Annotated in this window: 24 protein-coding genes; all 24 read left to right on the plus strand. The window is 67.6% G+C overall.

Annotated features, from left to right (window positions below):
- Positions 1 to 65: 65 nt before the first annotated feature.
- A complete protein-coding gene (gene fliD, locus K5K93_RS02785; RefSeq protein WP_222389696.1) occupies positions 66 to 1,484 on the plus strand; it encodes a flagellar filament capping protein FliD in 1,419 nt (472 codons plus the stop codon).
- Positions 1,485 to 1,613: 129 nt separating this feature from the next.
- The gene (gene fliS / locus K5K93_RS02790; protein WP_093818258.1) at positions 1,614 to 2,030 is read left to right on the plus strand and encodes a flagellar export chaperone FliS; all 417 of its coding nucleotides are present in this window, start codon (positions 1,614 to 1,616) and stop codon (positions 2,028 to 2,030) included.
- Positions 2,027 to 2,320, plus strand: coding sequence for a hypothetical protein (locus K5K93_RS02795; protein ID WP_093818257.1), 294 nt, complete (start codon positions 2,027 to 2,029; stop codon positions 2,318 to 2,320). The genes fliS and K5K93_RS02795 overlap by 4 nt, the downstream gene beginning before the upstream one ends.
- Positions 2,317 to 2,895 (plus strand): PilZ domain-containing protein, encoded by a 579-nt coding sequence (locus tag K5K93_RS02800; RefSeq protein WP_093818256.1) that lies wholly within the window; start codon positions 2,317 to 2,319, stop codon positions 2,893 to 2,895. Before K5K93_RS02795 ends, K5K93_RS02800 begins: the two co-directional genes overlap by 4 nt.
- Before the next feature lie 91 nt (positions 2,896 to 2,986).
- Complete coding sequence (locus K5K93_RS02805) at positions 2,987 to 3,619, plus strand: response regulator transcription factor (protein ID WP_025879002.1); 633 nt, start codon at positions 2,987 to 2,989, stop codon at positions 3,617 to 3,619.
- Between the two features lie 300 nt (positions 3,620 to 3,919).
- Complete coding sequence (gene rpoN / locus K5K93_RS02810) at positions 3,920 to 5,329, plus strand: RNA polymerase factor sigma-54 (protein ID WP_093818255.1); 1,410 nt, start codon at positions 3,920 to 3,922, stop codon at positions 5,327 to 5,329.
- Positions 5,330 to 5,343: 14 nt separating this feature from the next.
- Complete coding sequence (locus K5K93_RS02815; protein ID WP_025879000.1) at positions 5,344 to 5,721, plus strand: response regulator transcription factor; 378 nt, start codon at positions 5,344 to 5,346, stop codon at positions 5,719 to 5,721.
- Positions 5,718 to 7,223, plus strand: coding sequence for a sigma-54 dependent transcriptional regulator (locus K5K93_RS02820; protein WP_025878999.1), 1,506 nt, complete (start codon positions 5,718 to 5,720; stop codon positions 7,221 to 7,223). Before K5K93_RS02815 ends, K5K93_RS02820 begins: the two co-directional genes overlap by 4 nt.
- Before the next feature lie 209 nt (positions 7,224 to 7,432).
- Positions 7,433 to 7,849 (plus strand): hypothetical protein, encoded by a 417-nt coding sequence (locus K5K93_RS02825; protein ID WP_222389698.1) that lies wholly within the window; start codon positions 7,433 to 7,435, stop codon positions 7,847 to 7,849.
- Between the two features lie 524 nt (positions 7,850 to 8,373).
- Positions 8,374 to 8,739, plus strand: a complete 366-nt coding sequence (gene fliE, locus K5K93_RS02830; protein ID WP_025878997.1) for a flagellar hook-basal body complex protein FliE — start codon at positions 8,374 to 8,376, stop codon at positions 8,737 to 8,739.
- 12 nt (positions 8,740 to 8,751) lie between these two features.
- On the plus strand, positions 8,752 to 10,398 hold the full coding sequence (gene fliF, locus K5K93_RS02835; RefSeq protein ID WP_222389700.1) for a flagellar basal-body MS-ring/collar protein FliF: 1,647 nt from the start codon (positions 8,752 to 8,754) through the stop codon (positions 10,396 to 10,398).
- Between the two features lie 10 nt (positions 10,399 to 10,408).
- Positions 10,409 to 11,395 carry a flagellar motor switch protein FliG gene (gene fliG, locus K5K93_RS02840; RefSeq protein WP_025878995.1) on the plus strand — a complete coding sequence of 329 codons (987 nt, stop codon included), beginning with the start codon at positions 10,409 to 10,411 and terminating at the stop codon, positions 11,393 to 11,395.
- Entirely contained in the window at positions 11,392 to 12,033 is a 642-nt protein-coding gene (locus K5K93_RS02845) for a FliH/SctL family protein (protein WP_140227014.1), read from the plus strand. Before fliG ends, K5K93_RS02845 begins: the two co-directional genes overlap by 4 nt.
- Positions 12,030 to 13,430 (plus strand): flagellar protein export ATPase FliI, encoded by a 1,401-nt coding sequence (gene fliI / locus K5K93_RS02850; protein WP_080148829.1) that lies wholly within the window; start codon positions 12,030 to 12,032, stop codon positions 13,428 to 13,430. Before K5K93_RS02845 ends, fliI begins: the two co-directional genes overlap by 4 nt.
- Positions 13,427 to 13,894 carry a flagellar export protein FliJ gene (gene fliJ, locus K5K93_RS02855; protein WP_025878992.1) on the plus strand — a complete coding sequence of 156 codons (468 nt, stop codon included), beginning with the start codon at positions 13,427 to 13,429 and terminating at the stop codon, positions 13,892 to 13,894. The genes fliI and fliJ overlap by 4 nt, the downstream gene beginning before the upstream one ends.
- Positions 13,894 to 15,057, plus strand: a complete 1,164-nt coding sequence (locus K5K93_RS02860; protein WP_222389702.1) for a flagellar hook-length control protein FliK — start codon at positions 13,894 to 13,896, stop codon at positions 15,055 to 15,057. Before fliJ ends, K5K93_RS02860 begins: the two co-directional genes overlap by 1 nt.
- 198 nt (positions 15,058 to 15,255) lie before the next feature.
- Positions 15,256 to 15,771, plus strand: coding sequence for a flagellar basal body-associated FliL family protein (locus K5K93_RS02865; RefSeq protein ID WP_025878990.1), 516 nt, complete (start codon positions 15,256 to 15,258; stop codon positions 15,769 to 15,771).
- Positions 15,772 to 15,781: 10 nt separating this feature from the next.
- Positions 15,782 to 16,786, plus strand: coding sequence for a flagellar motor switch protein FliM (gene fliM / locus K5K93_RS02870; RefSeq protein ID WP_025878989.1), 1,005 nt, complete (start codon positions 15,782 to 15,784; stop codon positions 16,784 to 16,786).
- A complete protein-coding gene (gene fliN, locus K5K93_RS02875) occupies positions 16,783 to 17,118 on the plus strand; it encodes a flagellar motor switch protein FliN (protein ID WP_025878988.1) in 336 nt (111 codons plus the stop codon). The genes fliM and fliN overlap by 4 nt, the downstream gene beginning before the upstream one ends.
- A complete protein-coding gene (fliO, locus tag K5K93_RS02880; RefSeq protein WP_180167000.1) occupies positions 17,115 to 17,522 on the plus strand; it encodes a flagellar biosynthetic protein FliO in 408 nt (135 codons plus the stop codon). Before fliN ends, fliO begins: the two co-directional genes overlap by 4 nt.
- 1 nt (position 17,523) lies before the next feature.
- Positions 17,524 to 18,303: a flagellar type III secretion system pore protein FliP gene (gene fliP / locus K5K93_RS02885; protein WP_099818390.1), complete on the plus strand. Its 780-nt coding sequence runs from the start codon at positions 17,524 to 17,526 to the stop codon at positions 18,301 to 18,303.
- A gap of 109 nt (positions 18,304 to 18,412) precedes the next feature.
- Positions 18,413 to 18,682, plus strand: a complete 270-nt coding sequence (locus tag K5K93_RS02890) for a flagellar biosynthetic protein FliQ (protein WP_005413254.1) — start codon at positions 18,413 to 18,415, stop codon at positions 18,680 to 18,682.
- 16 nt (positions 18,683 to 18,698) lie between these two features.
- On the plus strand, positions 18,699 to 19,490 hold the full coding sequence (fliR, locus tag K5K93_RS02895) for a flagellar biosynthetic protein FliR (protein ID WP_032974840.1): 792 nt from the start codon (positions 18,699 to 18,701) through the stop codon (positions 19,488 to 19,490).
- Positions 19,491 to 19,651: 161 nt separating this feature from the next.
- Entirely contained in the window at positions 19,652 to 21,781 is a 2,130-nt protein-coding gene (locus K5K93_RS02900; protein WP_222389704.1) for a bifunctional diguanylate cyclase/phosphodiesterase, read from the plus strand.
- Positions 21,782 to 21,885: the final 104 nt, after the last annotated feature.

Here is a 21,885-nt window from a genome sequence, read left to right on the forward strand (position 1 = left end):
GCCGCTATTTTCGTTGACGACGGGCCGCTGTACGACGGCCAGGCCCGTATACCAGGAGAAACGACGTGGCAGACTTTGGATACGGTGGCATTGGCTCGGGGCTGGACATCTCCAGCATCGTCAACCAGCTGGTCGCAGCGGACCGCAAGCCGGCCGACAATGCGCTGAACCTGCAGCAGTCCAAGACCAAGATGCAGCTGTCGTCGCTCGGCACGGTCACCTCGGCCTTCGACAAGCTGAAGACCGCCCTGACCGCATTGAAGGCCACCACCGCCTTCGACACCCGCACGGTAACCGCCTCCGGCAAAGCACAGCCAGGCAATACCGAGGATGTGCTGACGGCATCGGTGGCGCTGTACGACCTCGGTACCAGCAAGGCGGCCGCAGCCAACGGTACCCACAAGGTCGAGGTGAAGAACCTGGCGTCGGCGCACAAGCTGATCGCCGACACGTCGGTGCCCAAGACCGATACCTTCGGTGCCGGAACCTTGACGCTGACCGTTGGCGTGGGCGACAAGGCCAAGACGATGAACGTGCAGGTGGAGGAAGGCGACACGCTTACCACCGTCCGCAACAAGATCGACGCCGCCGGCCGCAAGGAAGGCGTGCAGGCCACGCTGATCAGCTCCGGCGACAACCAGTACCTGTCCATCGCCCAGGAAAAGACCGGCGCGGCCAGCGCGATCAAGCTGGAATACGCCGGCAGCGATCCGAAGCTGGGCGCACTGGTCGGCAGCCTGAAGGAAAACAGCCCCGCCAAGGATGCGGTGCTGACCATCGACGGCGTGGAAGTGGTGAGTGCCAGCAACACCGTGACCGACGCGGTGCCAGGCCTGACCCTGAACCTGAAAGTGCCGGGCCTGAGCACCGTCACCATCAGCACCGACACCACCGCCGCAACCAAGGTGATGCAGGAGTTCGTCACCGCCTACAACGCGGCCATCGCGGCGATCAACACCGAAACCAAGTACGACGCGAAGACCAAGGAAGCCGCCGCACTGACCGGCGATGCGCAGATGCGCGGTGCGATCGCGCAGCTGCGCTCGACGATGTCCGGCGTGCTCAAGGACCTGGCAGGCGACCAGCTGGATGCCAAGGCACTGGGCCTGCAGACCCGCGGCTACCCCAATGCCGACGGCACCCTGGTGCTGGACAGCACCAAGTTCGCCGCAGCCCTCGCCGCGCAGCCGGAGAAGATCCGCCAGGCGGTCACCGGCGATACCGGCGGTGCCGGCCGGCTGTATTCACTGGTGGACGGCTACGTCAGCACCACGGTGGGCAAGGAAGGCGCCTTCGTCGCCCGCACCAAGGGGCTGAACACCACGCTGGACAACATCGACAAGCGCCGCAAGGACCTGGACGCGCGCATGGTCGGTGTCGAGGCCCGTTACAAGAAGCAGTTCGTGGCATTGGACAGCCTGATGGGCAAGCTGCAGCAGAGCAACACCGCACTGCAGCAGCAGCTGGCCCAGTTGAACCGCTGAGGAAACACGCACGGCGCTCAAGTTTGGCGCCGCATGCACCGATAACGGACGCAACAGCAATCATCGCAGTGCCGGCGTCAACGGTCCCTTCGACCGCACCCCGGCACCCCGCGCAAGGGAGAATCACGAATGTACGGTTCCAGCCGTCAGTACGCCGAGCAATACCGCCAGGTGGGGGTGACCAGTGCGGTCGCCGATGCCGATCCGCACAAACTGGTGGCGCTGCTGCTGTCCGGCGCACTGGAGCGCGTGCGCCGTGCACAGGCCACCCTCGACCAGGGCGACCAGGCCGGCAAGGGCAAGGCGATCGGCGAAGCATGCGCGATCGTCGCCCACCTCAACGGCTCGCTGGACCATGAAGCCGGCGGCGAAATCGCCGGCAACCTGTCGGCGCTGTACGACTACCTGCTGCAGCGCCTGACCGAAGCCAACCTGCACAATGACCGCGCTGCACTGGACGAATCGCTGCAGCTGCTGGGCGAGATCGACGGCGCCTGGAATGCCATTCCGCACGAGCAGCGCCGTCCTGCGGCGGTGTCGCCGTGAGCCTGCTCGAACTCAACGCGCAGCTGGATGCCTTCGAGAAGGCCCTTCAGGAAGAGGCCTTCGATCAGGCCGACAGCCTGCTCGATGGCCATGACAGCACCCTGCACGCACTGCTGAGCCAGCCGCTGGGCAGCGCCGACCACGCGCCGCTGTCGGCCCTGCTGGAGCGCCAGCAGAGCCTGCTCGGCCTGCTGCGCCAACGTCGCGACGCGGTCTCCGTGCAGATGCAGGACGGCCGCCGCTCCCTTCGCGCCGCGCATGCCTACCTGCAGGCAGAATCGCTGGCATGACCACCCTGCCGACCACGTCGCTGCACCACCCGGCTGAAAGCGAGCTGTTCGACGAAACGCTCAGCTGTGAACTGGCCCTGCCCGCGGAGTTCCAGGCCGGCAGTGCAGTGGGCCGGACCAGCAGTGCCGAAGGCCTGCTGCGCAGTTTGGCGCTGGTCGAAGACAGCCGCGTCGACGAACACGAAGAACGCAGCGAAGCCAGCCTGCAGCTGCAGCGCCTGGAAGCCAAGGTGGACCTGACCATGGTCCTGCTCGGCCGCCTGATCCGCCAGCAGGGCCAGGAACCAACGCTGCGTCCGGTGCGCTGGTCGCGTCGTGGCATCCGCCTGCAGCTGGGCCCACGCAGCGGCAGCACGCCCGGCCAGGCCGGCGTTGTCCGCCTGCAACCCAGCGACTGGCTGCCCGACCATATCGACCTGCCGGTGGAAGTGATCGCCGAAGCGGCCGATGGCGGCGGTGGTCACTATCTGTGGCTGCGCTTCCATCGCCTCGGCGATGGCCTGGAAATGGCGATGGAACGGCATCTGTTCCGGCTGCACCGCCGGCAGGTGGCCGAGGCCCGCCGCGCACGCTGAAATCTGCCACCATGCAGGTGGACGGACAGCCCTTGGCGTGCCCGTTCAGCTAAGTTAAGGTGGACCCCCCTCCCCAACCTCCAGCGTGCCTGTGCGAGTTCTCATCGTCGACGATCACACCCTGGTTCGCGCCGGCCTGGCGCGGCTGCTGCAGGGGTTTGCCGACGTGCAGCTCGTCGCCGAGGCCAGCAATGCCGAACAGGCACTGCAGATGGCCCTGCAGCACGCACCGGACGTGGTGTTGATGGACCTGTCGCTGCCCGGCCGCACCGGCCTGGAAGCACTGAGCGACATCCGCCTGCGCGCACCCGGTACGCGCATCGTGATGATGACCATGCACGACGACGCCGCCCACGTGCGCGATGCCCTGGATCGGGGTGCCGTCGGCTTCGTGGTCAAGGACGCCGCACCGCAGGAGCTGGAACTGGCGCTGCGTGCCGCGCATGCCGGCCAGGTGTTCCTGAGCCCGCAGATCTCGGCCAAGATGCTGGCGCCGATGCTCGGTCGCGAAAAGCCGACCGGCATTGCCGCACTGTCGCCGCGCCAGCGCGAGATCCTTCGCCGCATCGGCAAGGGCGAGAGCAACAAGGAAATCGCCGCCGATCTTGGCATCAGCGTCAAGACGGTGGAGACCCATCGCGCACGCATGATGGAATCGCTGGGTTGCCGTCGCGCCAATGATCTGCTGTTGCTAGCAGCGCGCCACCAGCACGAACTGGAATGACGTCCCCGCGCCGGCGGTAGTACCGCAGCGCCAGTGGCTGGGCCGGCGCCGAAATACCGTCACCCACACGCGTCCCGACGGGATTCCGTACAGCACGCACGACCTGCCGCCATGGCCACTGACCACGAATCAATGACTTGGCGCGCATGATCGTCAAAATCCCGCGCTTGTGTAGGGGTTTTCCCTACAAGGTGTCGGGAACGCCACCAACACCCTCAGGAACCCCCCGATTCCGCCCTTGCCGGATCAAAAGCAAGATGTGTTCCACAAGGCGTCGGGGAGCGGCGCCGGGGAACCACGATGAAGGCTGCACTCTCGACCCAGCTGGGCCAACAACTTCACCTCACCCCGCAGTTGCTGCAGTCGATCCGGCTGCTGCAGCTCGACGGCCTGCACCTGGAACAGGAAATCCAGCGCCTGCTGGACTCCAATCCGCTGCTGGAAATCGAAGACGCCGAAGCGCCCGCCGCCGAAGCCACCGATCCGGCCACCACCACGCTGGATACGGCCGCGTTCGACGAACTGCCCGAATCCTCGATGTGGGAGGTGTCTGGCGCCAACTGGCAGGACGGCGACGACGACCGCATGGCGCGCATCGCCGCGGGCGAGTCGAGCGACCCGCATCTGCGCGTGCTGCAGCGTCTGGCGCTGGACCTGGACGAGCACGAACTGGCCGTGGCCGCCTTCTGGCTGGAACACTGCGACGATGCCGGCTACCTGCAGGCACCGCTGGCGCAGCTGCAGCTGCTGGCCAGTGCGCAGTTCGACATCGATGCCGACGGCGTTGAAGCTGTCCGCCAGCACCTGCTGCAGGGCGAGCCGGCCGGCATGGCCGCGCAGGACCTGCGCGAATCGCTGCTGGCCCAGCTGTGCAGCCTGCACGGCGTGGTGCCGGCCCGGCATCTGGCCGCGCGCATCCTGCAGGGCGCGCTCGATGCCTTGGCCGCGCACGACTACCCCGCCCTCGCCCGCCAGCACGATGCCGAGATCGAGGACGTGCGCGAAGCCGTCCGCCTGATCCTGTCGCTGCAGCCGCGCCCGGGCGACAGCCTGCTGCCCGAGCGCAATGCAGTGGTGGTGCCGGACGTGGTCGCCTGGCACGCCGACGAACAATGGAAGGTGGCGCTGAACCCGGCCACCAGCCGCCGGGTGTCGATCAACAGCCAGTACGAGCAGGCCCTGGCCGACAGCGGCGAGGCAGCCCCAGCCCTGCGCGAGATGCTGCAGGAGGCACGCTGGTTCAGCCGCGGCCTGTCGATGCGTTACGACACCCTGCTGCGCACCGCGCGGGTGATCGTCGAGCGCCAGGCAGCCTTCCTGGTGCGTGGCGAGGAAGCCATGGCACCGCTGACCCTGAAGGAAGTAGCCGAAGAAATCGGCATGCACGAATCCACCGTTTCGCGCATCACCACCGGCAAGTTCCTGCAGACCCCGCGCGGCACTTTCGAACTCAAGCACTTCTTCGCCGTGCGCCTGGAAGGGGCCAGCGTGTCCGGCCAGGCGGTCAAGGCCATGGTCCGCCGCCTGATCGACGCCGAGCCGGCCGGGCGCCCGCTGGCGGACGAGGCCATCGCTGGCCTGCTGTCCCGCCAAGGGGTGAACATTGCCCGTCGAACCGTCGCAAAATACCGCGAACAACTGGATATCGCCCCGGCCCGCGAACGGCGCCGGGTCAACGCCAGGCAACCGCAGCTGGCCCGGGTGGGCTGAAAAGGATGTTGGACATGAACAAGCTCACAGTTCTGCTGGTCGATGACCACGAGGGATTCATCAACGCGGCCATGCGCCACTTCCGCAAGATCGACTGGCTGCAGATCGTCGGCAGCGCCGGCAACGGCCTGGAAGCGATCGAACGCTCGGAAAGCCTGCGCCCGCAGGTGGTGCTGATGGATCTGGCGATGCCGGAAATGGGCGGCCTGCAGGCCACCCGCCTGATCAAGTCGCAGGATGATGCACCGTACATCGTGATCGCCAGCCACTTCGATGACGTCGAGCATCGCGAGCACGCGCTGCGCGCCGGCGCCGACAACTTCGTCAGCAAGCTGTCCTACATCCAGGAAGTCATGCCGATCCTGGAAGGCCTGAGGGAGGAACGGTCGTGAGCGAATCGCGCATCCTGGTACTGGACAACGACGCGGTGCGTGCGGAGCGCACCGTCGCCCTGCTGGAATTCATGGACTTCAACCCGCGCTGGGTTTCCGACGCGGCCGATTTCGACCTGACGCGCCAGCGCCAGAACGACTGGATGGCGGTGATCGTCGGCAGCCTGGACGACAGTGCCGCCAGCACCGCCCTGTACGCCTGGCTGGGGGGCAGCAGTCTGCCGCCGCCGGTGCTGCTGGCCGACGGTGACGCGACTGCGTTCGCGCAGCGGCATGGCCTGCACGAAGCCAACATCTGGCCGCTGGAAGCGCCGCTGCGCCATGCACAGATGGAAGCCCTGCTGCGCCGCGCCAGCCTCAAGCGCCTGGATGCCGAACACCAGGCCGGTGCCGTGCAGGACCAGGGCCCGACCGGCAACGGTCCGGCGGTCAGTGCACTGCGCACGATGATCGAGCAGGTCGCCGCGTTCGACACCACCGTGCTGGTGCTGGGCGAATCGGGCACCGGCAAGGAAGTGGTCTCGCGCAGCATCCACCAGCGCTCGCCGCGCCGCGATGGCCCGTTCGTGGCGATCAACTGCGGCGCGATTCCGGCCGAACTGCTGGAAAGCGAGCTGTTCGGCCACGAAAAGGGCGCCTTCACCGGCGCGCTGACCGCACGCAAGGGCCGTTTTGAAATGGCCGAGGGCGGCACCCTGCTGCTCGATGAGATCGGCGACATGAGCCTGCCGATGCAGGTCAAGCTGCTGCGCGTGCTGCAGGAACGCAGCTTCGAGCGCGTCGGCGGCAACCAGACCATCCGCTGCAACGTACGGGTGATCGCCGCGACCCATCGCGACCTGGAAAGCCGCATTGCCGATGGCAAGTTCCGCGAGGACCTGTTCTATCGCCTCAACGTGTTCCCGATCGATGTGCCGGCCCTGCGCGAACGTCGCGAAGACCTGCCGGCGCTGGTGGAAACCATCGCCACCCAGCTGGCGCGCACCGGCCGCGGCGAAGTGCGCTTCACCCCGGAAGCGCTACAGGCGCTGGCCGGCTACGAGTGGCCAGGCAACGTGCGCGAACTGACCAACCTGGTCGAGCGCCTGGCCGTGCTGCACCCGGGTGGCTCGGTACGCGTGCAGGACCTGCCGGCACGCTACCGCGGCGACGCCGCGCTGGCCGTGCCCGCTGTGGTCGCGGCCGCTCCGGTGGTCGCCAGCGAAGAACGCCTGGACCTGCGCAGCTTCTCGTTCCACACCCCGGGCAGCGGCAACCAGCCGTCGCTCGAGCATGGCATCGCCGTCAACCGCGCCGCAGCGCCGGCCGCGTTGCCGGACGACGGCCTGGACCTGCGCAACCACATGGCCAACATCGAACTGGGCCTGATCAACGAAGCACTGGAACGCACCCAGGGCGTGGTCGCCCACGCCGCCCAGCTGCTCGGCCTGCGCCGCACCACCCTGGTGGAAAAGCTGCGCAAGTACGGCATCGAGCGCGAAGCGGCCGAACTGGCCAGCTGACTCGCGTTGCCAGCATGAAGGGGGCACGAACGCCTGGGCTTGCCCGGGCGTTGGTGTTTATTGAGCTGCTGTATGGCGTCAGTAGATCCACGCCATGCGTGGATGACGGGCGACGGTACCGAGAATAGTTCGCTGCATTTGCACGTATTCCTACAGACAACGCAACCGCACCGCGGAGCATGGCAAGGACATCCCAACGAGGTTCCGCCATGCACCGCCTGACTCTGCTTGCCGCCCTGCTCTGCCCGGCCTTGGCCGCAGCTTCCAACTGCACACTGCCCATCACCCTCGACCAGCGCCAGTTCACCAACCTCAGCGATCCGCTGTACCAGCCAGATAATCCGAATGCCGGACGCATGGTGCAGGTCAGCTTCGGCAGCAATCAGTACGTGCTGCACATCCTCGGCACCGACCTCCGCATCGGCGGCAGCTACCGTTACCAGCAACTGGCTCCGCACCTTGCGGAGATCCACATGGCCGAAACCCATCCCGACGGCGCTGCCCGCTACACCCTGCTGCTGACCTGCCTGACAAACCACCAGGGCCGCTTCATCTACACCCAGCACGACGGCCCCATCGCCCCACGCCAGCGTCAGAATTCCGGCCGCTGGACCCTGCAGCCATAGGCCAAAAAACCGACGCCGGTGAAATGACGCGTCACGCATCCCAAGCGCCATCCACCCATGCCGCGGATCAAGCGTGTCGACCAAGGTCGACACCCACCAACAGCAGCGTGCCGACCAACGGTCAGCACCCACCAAGCGCAGCGTGTCGACCAAGGTCGACACCTACCAAGAGCAGCGTGCCAACCAACGGTCAGCACCCACCAACAGCAGCGGAAAATTGTCGAAGGCGGGGTGGGTCCGGTTGCGGGGGTGTCCGCGGCACGGATGCCGCGGCCAAGCCCCCATGGACGGGTTTACGGCGTCCCCCGCCACCGGACCCACCCCGCCATCCCACAGGAACCCCGCTTTTGCTTCGGCTGTTGCTGTTGAGGTTGCCGGCCAGCGGTCGGCACTACCGCGGGGCGCGGGGTGCAACCCCGCAAAGCAATACCCCCCTCACTTCACTGAACCGATCAGCCATTTCGGCACGGCACTTGCACTAGCTCCAGCAGACACCCCCATCCCTGTTTCTGGAACCGTTGCAGATGTCCCACTCCGTCACTTCGATCCTTTCCCAGATCCGCTCCTACCAGACCCAGGTGGGACAGCCCGCGCTCAACCCGCTGGCCGAAGCGCCGCGTAGCAATGCCCTGCCGGGCACGGTGCTGGATGCGCCGCAGGTCCAGCCTGCCAGCTTCACTGAAACCCTGCGCGGCGCCATAGCCGGCGTCAACGATGCGCAACAGAAATCCGGCGCGCTGGCCAAGGCCTTCGAACTGGGTGAACCCGGTGCCGACCTGGCCAAGGTGATGGTCGCCTCGCAGCAGTCCCAGATCGCCTTCCGCGCCACCGTGGAAGTCCGTAACCGTCTCGTCCAGGCCTACCAGGACGTGATGAACATGCCGCTGTAAGGATAGAACCGCATGGCCCTGTCGCTCTCCAAGGAATCCCTGAACGCCGAAAAGGCGGGCCAGTGGTTCGATCGGCTGCAAAGCCTGCAGATCACCCGTCGGCTCGGACTGATGGCGATGATCGCCGTGGCCGTCGCGGCCGGGCTGTTCGTGTTCTTCTGGTCGCAGAAGCCGGGCATGGTGCCGCTGTACACCGGCCTGGACCAGAAGGCCACCGCTGAAGCGACCGATCTGCTGCGTGCCGCACAGATTCCGTTCCAGCTGGACCCGGCCACCGGCGGCATCACCGTGCCGGAGAAGAACCTGCATGATGCCCGCCTGAAACTGGCGGGCTCGGGCCTGACCGACAGCGGCAAGCTCGGCTTCGAGCTGATGGAGCGCGACCCCGGTTTTGGTGTCAGCCAGTTCGTGGAAAGCGCGCGCTACCAGCATGCGCTGGAAACCGAGCTGTCGCGCACCATCAACACGCTGCGCCCGGTGCGCGATTCGCGCGTGCACCTGGCCATTCCCAAGCCCAGTGCGTTCACCCGCCAGCGTGACGTGGCCAGTGCCTCGGTCACCCTTGAACTGCGTGGCGGCCAGCAGCTGGAACGCAGCCAGGTTGATGCGATCGTGCACATGGTCGCTGCAGCCATTCCCGATCTGGCGCCGGAACGGGTGACCGTGGTCGACCAGAGCGGTCGCATGCTCAGCGTCAGCGACCCCAACAGCGAAGCGGCCGTCAACGCTGCCCAGTTCGAACAGGTGCGCCGCCAGGAAACCTCGTTCAACCAGCGCATCCGCGAGCTGCTGGAACCGATGACCGGCCCCGGCCGGGTCAACCCCGAAGTCAGTGTCGACATGGACTTCTCGGTGACCGAGGAAGCGCGCGAGCTGTACAACGGCGAGCCGCAGAAGCTGCGCAGCGAGCAGATGAGCGAGAACACCAGCAGCACGCCGGGCCCGCAGGGCGTACCGGGTGCCACCAGCAACAGCCCGCCAGGCCAGGCCACCGCACCGGCCACCGCGCAGGCACCGACCGAAAGCAGCAAGAACGCGACCCGCAACTACGAGCTGGACCGTACCCTGCAGCACACCCGCCAGCCGGCCGGCCGCATCAAGCGCGTGTCGGTGGCGGTGCTGGTGGACAACGTGCCGCGCGCCGGCGCCAACGGCAAGGTTGCACCGCAGCCGCTGTCGGCGGCCGAACTGACCCGGGTCGAGGCACTGGTCAAGCAGGCCGTCGGTTTCAGTGCCGAGCGTGGCGACACCGTGTCGGTGATGAATGCCCCGTTCGTGCGTGACACCACGCCGGTGGAGGGCCCGAACTGGTGGGAACTGCCGTGGGTGCACGATGCCGGCCGCATGCTGCTGGGTGCGCTGGTGGTGATGGCGTTGCTGTTCGGCGTGCTGCGCCCGGCACTGCGCGGCATCACCGGGCAGAACCGCACGAACGAAGAACTGGCGCTGGAACCGCACACCGCGGACGTGCAGCTGGTCGATGACGATGGCACCCCGCTGCCGGCGCTGGGCGCCGACCGGGTCAGCCTGGGCGGGCCGGAAGCACTGGCCCTGCCGGTGGATTCTTATGAGGAACGATTGCGGATGGCCCGTGAAGCCGTGAAGACCGACTCCAAGCGCGTGGCCCAGGTGGTCAAGGGCTGGGTGGCCAATGACTGAGGTCGCGCCCCTGACCGGCGTGCAGCGCGCCGCCGTCCTGCTGCTGTCGCTGGGTGAACTGGACGCGGCCGAAGTGCTGCGCCACATGGAGCCGAAGGAGGTGCAGAAGATCGGCATCGCCATGGCCACCATGTCCGACATCACCCGCGAACAGGTGGAACGGGTGATGGACCAGTTCAGCCAGGAACTGGGCTCGAAGACCTCGCTGGGCGTGGGCTCGGACGACTACATCCGCAACATGCTGGTGCAGGCGCTGGGCAGCGAGAAGGCCGGCAACCTGATCGACCGCATCCTGCTGGGCCGCAACACCACCGGCCTGGACGCACTGAAGTGGATGGACCCGCGTGCGGTGGCCGACCTGGTGCGCAACGAGCATCCGCAGATCATCGCCATCGTGATGGCGCACCTGGAAACCGACCAGGCTGCCGACGCGCTGAAGCTGCTGCCCGAGCGCACCCGCGTGGACGTACTGCTGCGCATCGCCACCCTCGACGGCATTCCGCCCAATGCGCTGAACGAACTCAACGAGATCATGGAACGCCAGTTCGCCGGCAACCAGAACCTGAAGTCGTCCAACATCGGCGGCGTGCAGTGCGCGGCCAACATCCTCAACTTCATGGACAGCGGCCAGGACCAGGCGATCCTCGGCGAGATCGCGCGCATCGACGCACCGCTGAGTGGCCGCATCCAGGACCTGATGTTCGTGTTCGACGATCTGGTGGACCTGGACGACCGGGAGATGCAGCTGGTGCTGCGCGAAGTCAGCGGCGAGCGACTGGGCCTGGCCCTGCGTGGTGCAGACATCAAGGTGCGCGACAAGATCACCCGCAACATGTCCCAGCGTGCAGCCGAGATCCTGCTGGAAGACATGGAAGCGCGCGGCCCGGTACGCCTGTCCGACGTGGAAGTGGCGCAGCGCGAGATCCTGGCCATCGTCAAGCGCATGGCCGATGAGGGCACTGTCACCATCGGCGGCAGCGCGGAGGCGATGCTGTGAGCAACGTCGTGCGCTGGCTCGCCCCGGACCTGCTGGCCCAGCCCGAACCGGTGCTGGACCAGGACGAGGCCTTCGAACTCACCGAGCCGGACCCGGAGCATGAGCCGGAGCCGCCGCTGCAGCTGCCGACCCTGGAGGAAATCCAGGCGATCCAGGACAGCGCCGAGAAGGAAGGCTTCGACCAGGGCCATGCCGATGGCTTCAGCCAGGGCCAGGCCGAAGTGCGCCGCTTGGTCGCGCAGATCGAGGGCATCCTCGACAACTTCGGCCGGCCGCTGGCACGCCTGGAAAATGAAGTGGTCGGCGCCCTCGGCGAACTGGCGGTACGCATTGCCGGTGCGCTGGTAGGCCGTGCCTACGAGGCCGATCCGGCGCTGTTGGGACAACTGGTCGGCGAGGCGATTGACGCCGTCGGCGGCAGCAACCGCGAGGTGGAAGTACGCCTGCACCCCGATGACATCAACGCCCTCGCCCCGTTGCTGACCCTGTCGCCGCAGCAGCGCCTGGTGCCTGATACCAGCCTGAGCCGTGGCGACCTGCGCGTGCATGCCGAAGCGGTACGCATCGACGGCACCCTGGAAGCCCGCCTGCGCGGCGCGCTGGACGCCGTGATCCGCCAGACCGGAGCCATCGCATGAATACCAATACCGCTTCCCAGCCGTCGCCGCCGGCCGACTGGGCCGTTGCCCGCAACCTGCGCCTGGCCAACCGCCTCGACGGCCTGAAGGTCGACACCGCGCACGGTCGCGGGCTGATCCGCGAAGGCGTGCTGCGGCGGGCGGTCGGCCTGACCCTGGAAGCGGTCGGCTGCGAAGCGCCGCTCGGCGCCAGCTGCAAGGTGGAAGTGGTTGACGGCGGCTGGGTCGATGCCGAAGTGGTCGGCTTCGCCGGCGAACGCACCTACCTGATGCCCAGCGCCGAACTGCACGGGCTGCTGCCGAATGCGCGAGTGGTGCCCTCGGCCCGTCGTGGCGGCGTGGAAGTGGGCGAAGGCCTGCTCGGCCGTGTCATCGACAGTGATGGCGTACCGCTGGATGGCAAGGGCCCGATCCGCGCTGAAGGCCACGTCGGCATGGCCGGCGTTTCGATCAATCCGCTGGCGCGCGAACCGATCACCCAGCCGCTGGACGTGGGCGTGCGCGCGATCAACGCGCTGCTGCCGATCGGCCGCGGCCAGCGTGTGGGCCTGTTCGCCGGCTCCGGCGTTGGCAAATCGACGCTGCTGGGCATGATGACCCGCTACACCGCCGCCGACGTGATCGTGGTTGGCCTGATCGGTGAGCGTGGCCGCGAAGTGCGCGATTTCGTTGAAAGCACGCTGGGTGAGGAAGGCCTGCGCCGCGCGGTGGTGGTGGCCAGCCCGGCCGACCGGCCGCCGCTGGCCCGCCTGCATGGCGCCTACCGCGCCACGGCCATCGCCGAGTGGTTCCGCGACCAGGGCCTGAACGTCCTGCTGCTGATGGATTCGCTGACCCGCTTCGCGCAGGCGCAGCGCGAGATCGGCCTGTCGGTGGGCGAGCCGCCCACCACGCGCGGCTATCCGCCATCGGTGTTCGCCAAGCTGCCGGCACTGGTGGAACGTGCAGGCAACGGCGCCAAGGGGCGCGGTTCGATCACCGCCTTCTACACCGTGCTGACCGAAGGCGACGATCCGCAGGATCCGATCGCCGATGCCGCGCGCGCGATTCTTGACGGCCACATCCTGCTCTCGCGCCGCGTGGCCGACAGCGGCCTGTACCCGGCCATCGACGTGGAATCGTCGGTCAGCCGCGTGGTCACGGAAATCGCCGACGAAGCGTGGCGCCTGCGTATCCGCAAGTTGAAACGGCTGGTCTCGGCCTACTCGGCCAACCGCGACCTGATCGCCATCGGCGCCTATCAGCGCGGCAACGACGCGGCCACCGATGAAGCCCTTGAGCGCTGGCCGGAAATCATGGAATTCCTCGGCCAGGATGTGGCCAAGGCCGCAGATCTACCGCACAGCCAGGCGGCGTTGCAGCGCCTGGTGGAACAAGAGAACGAGAGGCTGACATGATCCAGTCCAAGCGCATCGACCCCCTGCTGAAGCGGGCCCAGGAACACGAGGACGCGGTCGCCCGCGACCTGGCCGAACGCCAGAACGTGCTCGACACCCATCTGTCGCGCCTGGACGAACTGCGGCGCTACGCCGAGGAGTACGCCAACGCGCAGATGGCCGCGACCAGCCCGGCGCAGCTGTTGAACCGGCGCGCATTCCTGGACCGGCTGGACAGCGCGGTGGAGCAGCAGCAGCAGACCGTCAACGGCAACCTCGAAAAAGTGGAGGCCGAACGCGCGCGCCTGATCCTGGCCAGCCGTGACAAGGCCGTGCTGGAGCAGCTGGCCGCCAGCTACCGCGCGCAGGAAAAAGTGGTGACCGACCGCCGCGACCAGCGCGAGATGGATGACATCGGCGCACGCCGCGCGCGCCTGGCACAGACCGAAGACCAGGACGATGGCGAGCAGGGAGGCCGGTCGTGATGCCCTCCCCGTTGAGCAGCAACGCCAGCGCACCGACGCCCGGCGGCAGTGGCAATGCCGGCAGCGCACGCGCCTCGCGTAGCGATTCCGGCAAGGATTTCGGCCAGATGCTGCAGGGCGGCGGCGCGTCGACCGGCACTCCCGGTACCGCCACAAACGCCAGCAATCCGGCAACACCGGCCAACGCTGCAACACCACCCGACGGCAACCCGGGCAAGGCGACGCCGCGGCCGACCGACGGCGAAGCAGCCGCCACGGAGGCCAGCACATCGACACCTGCTGTACCGGCGACGTCGGCAGCCAGCGATGACAAGGACACCCCGGCCAACGCGGACGACGCGCCCTGGCCGCCACTCGGATTGGCCGGCCTGATGCTGGCCGTGCCCACCGGCGTCGATCCGGCGCCTGTGCTGCCGCCGCCAGCGGCCAGCGATGCCGAAGGCGGCGCGCTGCCCTCCGCTGCACTGGTACCTGCGGCCGCCGCAGTGGCCACCAATGCCGCGCAGGGCGCGGCAGCGCCGGCCGCCAGCGCTCCGGCATCCGCTGCCGGCGATGATGAAGCCAGTGGCCTGCCGTTGCCGGAGCTGGTGATGGGTGGCAAGGCATTGGATCGTGCCGACGACGGTGACAGCCTGCAGATCGGAGACCGCGCACCGCCGGCGCCGCTGCAGCCCCCCCTGCCCGCCGCCCTGCAGGACCTGAAGGCCGCACTGGCCAGCAATGCCGTCTTCAATGGCGAACCGACTCCGAAGCCGGTGCTGGGCGATGATGGTTTCGACCAGGCCATCGGCGCGCGCATCGGCTGGCTGGCCGACCAGAAGATCGGCCATGCCCACATCCGCCTCAACCCGGAAGACCTGGGGCCGGTGGACGTGCGCCTGCAGATGAACGGTGACAGGGTCCATGCCAGCTTCAGCAGCCCGCATGTGGATGTACGCCAGGCGCTGGAAAGCAGCCTGCCGCGCCTGCGTGAACTGCTCGGCGAGCAGGGCTTCCAGCTGGCCCATGCCGATGTCGGCCAGCAGCACAGTGGCGACGGCACTCCGGGCAGCCCGGCGGGCGGCGGCGGTCGTGGTGGTGACGGAGAACCGTCACTGGGCGACACCACGGTGTCGGCGTCGCAGCTGATCCGCCAGCGCGGGTTGTTGGACGCGTACGCCTGACCGTGCGTGCCGACCAAGGTCGGCACCTGGCAGAACACGGGTAGCGCGGGCCATGCCCGGCGGATTCCCGACATTCCGCCGGGCATGGCCCGGCGCTGCCGATATGAACACCCGACGGAATTCCGTCACCGCCCTCCCCGGCCACTCCGGCACACCCCTTGCATATCCCGGTGAAGCAACCCTCAGGAGCTTCACCCCGTGGCCGCAGCCGCTGACAAAACCAAGAAGACCGCCGACAAGGACAAGACCGCCAAGCCGCGCAGTCCGATCCTGATCACCGCCCTGGTCGCCGTACTGGCCGCCGGTGCCGCCGGTGGCGGCGTCTGGTTCTTCACCCAGTCCAAGCACGAAGACAAGACCGCGCAGGCGCCGAAGAAGACCACCACCCCGGCCCCGGCCCAGTACTTCGCGCTGGAACCGGCATTCGTGGTCAACCTCAACGGCTCTATCGACGGCCCGCGCTACCTGCAGGTGGAAGTGCAGCTGATGACCCGCGATCCGGCCGCGCTGGAAGCGATCAAGACCCATGCCCCGGCCATCCGCGCGCGCCTGCTGATGCTGTTCTCGCAGGTCAGCCCGCAGCAGATCGCCGACATCGCCGGCAAGCAGAAGCTGCAGGCCGATTCGCTGGCCGAAGTGCAGAAGGTGCTGAAGGCCGAGACCGGCAGCAACGGTGCCGACGACCTGCTGTTCACCAGCTTCGTGACCCAGTAAGGGCTCCCCGATGAATGACCTGCTGTCCCAGGATGAGATCGATGCCCTGTTGCATGGCGTGGACAGTGGCGCGGTCGAAACCGAGCCGGACGCCCCCAGTGGCGAAGCACGCTCCTACGATTTCGCCAGCCAGGACCGCATCATCCGCGGTCGCATGCCGACCCTGGAAATGGTCCACGAGCGCTTTGCGCGCCTGTGGCGGATCGGCCTGTTCAACCTGATCCGGCGTTCGGCCGAACTGTCCGTGCGCGGCATCGAGCTGATCAAGTTCAACGACTACATGCACTCGCTGTATGTGCCGACCAACCTGAACCTGATCCGCTTCAAGCCACTGCGCGGTACCGGCCTGATCGTGTTCGAACCGACCCTGGTGTTCGCCATCGTCGACAACTTCTTCGGCGGCGACGGGCGCTACCCGACGCGCATCGAAGGCCGTGAGTTCACCGCCACCGAGATGCGGGTGATCCACCTGCTGCTGAAGCAGACCTTCGCCGACCTGCGCGAAGCGTGGGCACCGGTGATGGACGTGGAGTTCGAGTACATCAACTCGGAGATCAACCCGCACTTCGCCAACATCGTGACGCCGCGCGAATACGTGGTGGTGTGCCGCCTGCATGTCGAACTCGACGGCGGTGGCGGTGACATCCACGTGACCCTGCCCTACTCGATGCTGGAGCCGATCCGCGAACTGCTCGACGCCGGCATCCAGAGTGACCGCAACGACCGCGACGAGAGCTGGGGCCGCACCCTGCGCGAGCAGCTCAACGTGGCCGAAGTGACCCTGTCCAGCGTACTGGCCAGCAAGCGCATGACCCTGCGCGACCTGACCCGGCTGAAGGTCGGCGACATCCTGCCGATCGACCTGAGCCCGCAGGTGCCGCTGTGCGTGGAGAACATCCCGGTGTTCACCGGTGAGTTCGGCGTCGCCAACGGCATGAACGCCGTAAAGATCACCGCTACCCATCCGCCGGGCACCCGTCCGCGCGTACCCGTCATCCAGGAAGACCCGCAATGAACGATATCGACGCCCTCGAACCGACCCCGGCCCAGTTCAGCAACCTGCAGGCCGATGAAGCGACCGGCCCGGATTTGAACCTGGACGTGATCCTCGACGTGCCGGTGACGCTGTCGCTGGAAGTCGGCCGCGCCCGCCTGCCGATCCGCAACCTGCTGCAGCTCAACCAGGGCTCGGTGGTCGAGCTGGAACGGGGTGCCGGCGAATCGCTGGACGTGTTCGTCAACGGCACGCTGATCGCCCATGGCGAAGTGGTGGTGATCAACGACCGCTTCGGCGTGCGCCTGACCGATGTGGTCAGCCCCAGCGAGCGGATCCGGAGACTGCGTTGAGCCTGCTCGCCGCCACCGCCCTGGCCGTCGCCAAGACGGCCCCGCAGATCGGCCAGCATGCGCCGGCCGCACCGAGCCTGTTCGGTGCGGTGCTGGCCCTGCTGGCAGTGCTGGCCCTGGTCATCGGCCTGGGCTGGCTGCTCAAGCGCCTGCCCGGCAGCGGCTTCCGCCCGGCCGAGGGCATGAAGCTGGTGGCGAGCCTGAATGTCGGCGCCAAGGAGCGCGTGGTGGTGGTCGAGGTCAATGGCCAGCAACTGCTGCTGGGCGTGACCGCCGGTGGCATCAACGCCCTGCACACCCTGCCCGAACCGCTGCCACCGCCTGCGCCGGTACGCGTACCCGACCTGAAGAACCTGCCGAATTTCGCCCAGCTGCTGCAACAGCGGCTGCGCAAGGACCCCTGACATGCGTGTGACCCGTTCCCGTCTTGCCACCCTGCTGCCGTGGCTGAGCCTGATCGCCCTGTGCCTGCTGCCTGCGTTGGCGTTCGCCGCCCCGGGTGCGCCGTCCACGCCGCTGCCGGACATCAACGTCGGCAAGATCGGCGGTGCGCCGGTCAGCCTGCCGTTGCAGACACTGCTGTTGATGACGGCGATCACCCTGATCCCGTCGATGCTGCTGGTGCTGACCTCCTTCACCCGCATCATCATCGTGCTGGGCCTGCTGCGGCAGGCGCTGGGCACCGGCCAGACGCCGTCCAACCAGGTCCTGCTGGGCCTGGCCCTGTTCCTCACCGCGATGATCATGCTGCCGACCTGGGACAAGGCCTGGAGCACCGGCATGGCGCCGTACCTCAATGGCGAGATCGACTTCCAGACTGCCTGGACGCTGACCACCACGCCGCTGCGCGCCTTCATGCTGGCGCAGATCCGCGAGACCGACCTGATGACCTTCGCCGGCATCGCCGGTCACGGCACCTACGCCAGCCCTGATGCGATTCCGTTCCCGGTGCTGGTCGCGTCGTTCGTCACCAGTGAACTGAAGACCGCCTTCGAGATCGGCTTCCTGATCTTCATCCCGTTCGTGATCATCGATCTGGTCGTGGCCAGCGTGCTGATGTCGATGGGCATGATGATGCTGTCGCCCATGCTGGTCTCTGCGCCGTTCAAGATCCTGCTGTTCGTGCTGGTCGATGGTTGGGTGCTGACCGTCGGCACGCTGGCGGCCAGCTTCAATCCGGCCTGATCCGAAGGTCAGCCGAGCATGGCTCGGCTCTACAGAGGCGACGCCGGGCAGTGCCGGACGCCGCATTGACCACCGCCGGGCGTGGCCCGGCGCTACCGATGGAACCATGATGTCCCCCGAACTTGCCTTGACCGAACTGCGTGGCGGCCTGATTACCGTGCTCTGGGTGGCCGGCCCGCTGCTGCTGACCGTACTGGTGGTCGGCGTGGTGGTGGGCGTGGTGCAGGCGGCGACCCAGCTCAACGAGCCGACCATCGCCTTCGTTGCCAAGGCCGCAGCCCTCACTGCCGTTTTGTTTGCACTGGGCAGCCTGCTGATCGGCCATCTGGTCGAATTCACCACGCTGCTGTTCCAGCGCATCCCGCACCTGATCGGCTAGACGGACGCGCACGCAGATGGACGCCGCCACCCAGATGGCTGCCGACGGCCTGAACGCCTTCGGCATGATCGGCACTGTGCTGTGGACCATGCTGCGCATCGGCGCAGTGGCCATGGCGATGCCGATGATCGGTACCCGCGCCGTGCCCGGCCGGGTGCGGGTGATGCTGGCCGGCACCCTGGCCATTGCGTTGGCGCCGCTGCTGCCGCCGGTACCGGACTGGACCGGTTTCGACGCCGCTACCGTGCTGACCATCGCCCGCGAGCTGGCGATCGGCGTGGCCATCGGTTTCATGCTGCGGCTGGTGTTCGAGGCTGGCGCCATGGCCGGCGAACTGGTCGCCCAGGGCACCGGCCTGGCGTTTGCACAGATGAGCGACCCGCTGCGCGGCGGCACCTCCGGTGTCATCGGCCAGTGGTTCTATCTGTTGTTCGGCCTGCTGTTCTTCACCGCCAACGGCCACCTGGCACTGATCTCGCTGGTGGTGGACAGCTACCGCGCCCTGCCCATCGGCGCGCCCCTGCCGGACCCGCATGCCTTCTTCAGCATCGCCCCGACCTTCCTGCTGACCGTGCTGCGCGGTGCGCTGACCCTGGCCATCCCGCTGACCGTGGCGATGCTGGCGGTCAACCTGGCCTTCGGCGTGCTGGCCCGCGCCGCACCGGCGTTGAATCCGATCCAGCTGGGCCTGCCGGTCTCGCTGCTGCTGGGCCTGTTCCTGCTGACCCTGCTGGTCGGTGAAATGGGGCCGCCGGTGCAGCGCCTGTTCGATGCTGCCTTCCAGGCCGCCGGTGCGGTGACCCGCTGACGTGGCCGTCACGTTCTGCTGCTTGCCGTCCCCCCCGGTGCCCGCGTTAGAGTGAATGCGCAGCGACCGGGGGGACGCTGCAACCGGCGGCTCTGGTCGCCCGCCTTGCGCATGCCCCACCGTAGTTTTTCCGTTGACAGGCAGGTCCGGGAGACTGACGAATGCTGGTAGGCACGTACAACCCGTGGCTGGTGGCAACCTCATTGCTGGTTGCAGTGATGGCGTCCTACACCGCACTGGCGATGGCCGGGCGCACCGTCACCGCGCCCGGCAAGGGCGCGACCTGGTGGTGGCGCCTGGGCGGCGGCTTTGCGATGGGGCTGGGCATCTGGTCGATGCACTTCATCGGCATGCTCGCCTTCGACCTGCCCATTCCACTGGGCTACGACCTGCCCATCACCCTGCTGTCGCTGGCACTGGCGATCGGCTCGTCGGTGTTCGCGCTCTGGCTGGTATCGCTGCGCACCCTGCCCCATCCCCGCCTGGCCGGCGGAGCGCTGCTGATGGGCAGTGGCATCGCCAGCATGCACTACGTGGGCATGGCCGCAATGCGCATGCAACCGGGCATCGACTACCAGCCGGTGTGGCTGCTGCTGTCGCTGCTGGTCGCGGTGGCCGCGTCGTGGACTGCCTTGTACGTGGCCTTCCGCCTGCGCGCACAGCACACCCGCATCGGCGACCGCCTGGCCGCCGCCGGCCTGCTCGGCCTGGCCATCGTCGGCATGCACTACACCGGCATGGCCGCTGCCCGCTTCCCGGAAGGCAGCGTCTGCGGCGCAGCGGTGGGCGATGGCCTGCAGAACAACTGGCTGGCGATGCTGGTGGTGGTGCTGACCGTGGCGATCCTGGCGGTGGTGCTGGTGGTGTCCTGGCTGGACCAGCGGGTGGAGGCGCAGCTGTTGCGCCTGCGCAATTCGCTGCTCAGCACCTCCCTGACCGACGCCCAGCAGGAACTGACCCAGGCCGCGCTGCATGACCCGCTCACCCGCCTGCCGAACCGGCTGCTGCTGCAGCGGCGCATCCTGCAGGCTCTGGCCGAGGCCGAACAGGGCGGCAGCCGCTTCGCGGTGATGTTCATGGACCTGGATGGCTTCAAGCAGGTCAACGATGCCTATGGCCACCAGGCCGGCGATGCGCTGCTGGTGGCCGTGGCAGAACGCACCCGCCAGCTGCTGCGGCCGCACGACATGCTGGCACGGCTGGGCGGCGACGAATTCGTGCTGGTGGTGCGCATCGAACAGGACGAGGACCTGCCGACCCTGGCCCGGCGCATCCTGCAGGCGGTGGGCAGCGGCCCGCTGCTGCCGGACCACGAGCTGCAGGTGAGCGCCAGCATCGGCATCGCGATCTGCCCTGACCATGCCGCCAGCGAACGTCAGCTGATGGCCTTCGCCGATGCAGCGATGTACCAGGCCAAGGAGTCGGGCCGCAACGCGTTCGTGCTGTTCGCCGACTGGATGAACGACAGCGCCGAGCAGCAGTTCCGCCTGCTGGCCGACCTGCGCCGGGCAATCGGCAGCGAGCAGTTGTTCCTGCATTACCAGCCGAAGATCCGCGTGGCTACGCAGAAGGTGGCTGGCGCCGAAGCACTCATCCGCTGGCGTCACCCGGAACAGGGCCTGATTCCGCCGGACCGCTTCATCCGCCTGGCCGAGCGCAGTGGCGCCATCAACGAGATCGGCCGCTGGGCACTGGACCAGGCCTGCCAGCAGCTGCGCCATTGGCACGATGCCGGCCACGAAGGCTGGACGATGTCGGTGAACCTGTCACCGGTGCAGTTCAGTTCGCCGCACCTGCTGCAGGACGTACGCGAGGTGATCGAGCGCTACGCGATCGCCCCGCGCAACCTGGTGCTGGAGATCACCGAAAGCACGGTGATGCGCGATACCGATACCAGCCTGCGCCTGCTGCAGAGCTTCTCCGCCCTGGGCGTCGGCATCTCCATCGATGATTTCGGCACCGGCTACTCCAGCCTGCTGTACCTCAAGCGCCTGCCGGCCACCGAGATCAAGATCGACCACGCATTCGTGCGCGACCTGGAACACAGCGCCGAAGACGTGGTGATCGTGTCGGCCATCGTTGCGCTGGGCCATGCGCTGGACATGGACATCGTGGCCGAGGGCGTGGAGACCGCCGCGCAGCGCGCCTACCTGGAGCGGCTGGGCTGCGACTACCTGCAGGGATTCCTGCTGGGCCGCCCGGTGGACGCGGCCCGCTTCATGCAGCTGCACGACCTGCCACGGCCACGGGTGGAACTGGCGCAGAGCCCGCCGGACCGGCCCCCGGGGTAGCGCCGGGCCATGCCCGGCGGATGCAATGATCCAGGCTGCCCGCTCACCGGGCATGGCCCGGCGCTACCGGTACCTGCTCCGGCAGGCGCCAACTTCGGTTGGCA

Origin of the sequence: Stenotrophomonas sp. DR822, assembly GCF_019793815.1 — a bacterium.
GTDB classification, from domain to species: domain Bacteria; phylum Pseudomonadota; class Gammaproteobacteria; order Xanthomonadales; family Xanthomonadaceae; genus Stenotrophomonas; species Stenotrophomonas indicatrix.

Excerpts from the sequence above, each read along its gene's own strand:
- K5K93_RS02860 (WP_222389702.1), top strand. The coding sequence starts at position 13,894 with ATGCCCTCCCCGTTGAGCAGCAACGCCAGCGCACCGACGCCCGGCGGC.
- fliE (WP_025878997.1), top strand. The coding sequence starts at position 8,374 with ATGTCCCACTCCGTCACTTCGATCCTTTCCCAGATCCGCTCCTACCAG.
- K5K93_RS02800 (WP_093818256.1), top strand. The coding sequence starts at position 2,317 with ATGACCACCCTGCCGACCACGTCGCTGCACCACCCGGCTGAAAGCGAG.
- fliI (WP_080148829.1), top strand. The coding sequence starts at position 12,030 with ATGAATACCAATACCGCTTCCCAGCCGTCGCCGCCGGCCGACTGGGCC.
- K5K93_RS02825 (WP_222389698.1), top strand. The coding sequence starts at position 7,433 with ATGCACCGCCTGACTCTGCTTGCCGCCCTGCTCTGCCCGGCCTTGGCC.
- K5K93_RS02815 (WP_025879000.1), top strand. The coding sequence starts at position 5,344 with ATGAACAAGCTCACAGTTCTGCTGGTCGATGACCACGAGGGATTCATC.
- fliP (WP_099818390.1), top strand. The coding sequence starts at position 17,524 with ATGCGTGTGACCCGTTCCCGTCTTGCCACCCTGCTGCCGTGGCTGAGC.
- rpoN (WP_093818255.1), top strand. The coding sequence starts at position 3,920 with ATGAAGGCTGCACTCTCGACCCAGCTGGGCCAACAACTTCACCTCACC.
- fliJ (WP_025878992.1), top strand. The coding sequence starts at position 13,427 with ATGATCCAGTCCAAGCGCATCGACCCCCTGCTGAAGCGGGCCCAGGAA.
- K5K93_RS02900 (WP_222389704.1), top strand. The coding sequence starts at position 19,652 with ATGCTGGTAGGCACGTACAACCCGTGGCTGGTGGCAACCTCATTGCTG.
- fliF (WP_222389700.1), top strand. The coding sequence starts at position 8,752 with ATGGCCCTGTCGCTCTCCAAGGAATCCCTGAACGCCGAAAAGGCGGGC.
- K5K93_RS02890 (WP_005413254.1), top strand. The coding sequence starts at position 18,413 with ATGTCCCCCGAACTTGCCTTGACCGAACTGCGTGGCGGCCTGATTACC.
- fliN (WP_025878988.1), top strand. The coding sequence starts at position 16,783 with ATGAACGATATCGACGCCCTCGAACCGACCCCGGCCCAGTTCAGCAAC.
- fliR (WP_032974840.1), top strand. The coding sequence starts at position 18,699 with ATGGACGCCGCCACCCAGATGGCTGCCGACGGCCTGAACGCCTTCGGC.
- fliS (WP_093818258.1), top strand. The coding sequence starts at position 1,614 with ATGTACGGTTCCAGCCGTCAGTACGCCGAGCAATACCGCCAGGTGGGG.
- fliM (WP_025878989.1), top strand. The coding sequence starts at position 15,782 with ATGAATGACCTGCTGTCCCAGGATGAGATCGATGCCCTGTTGCATGGC.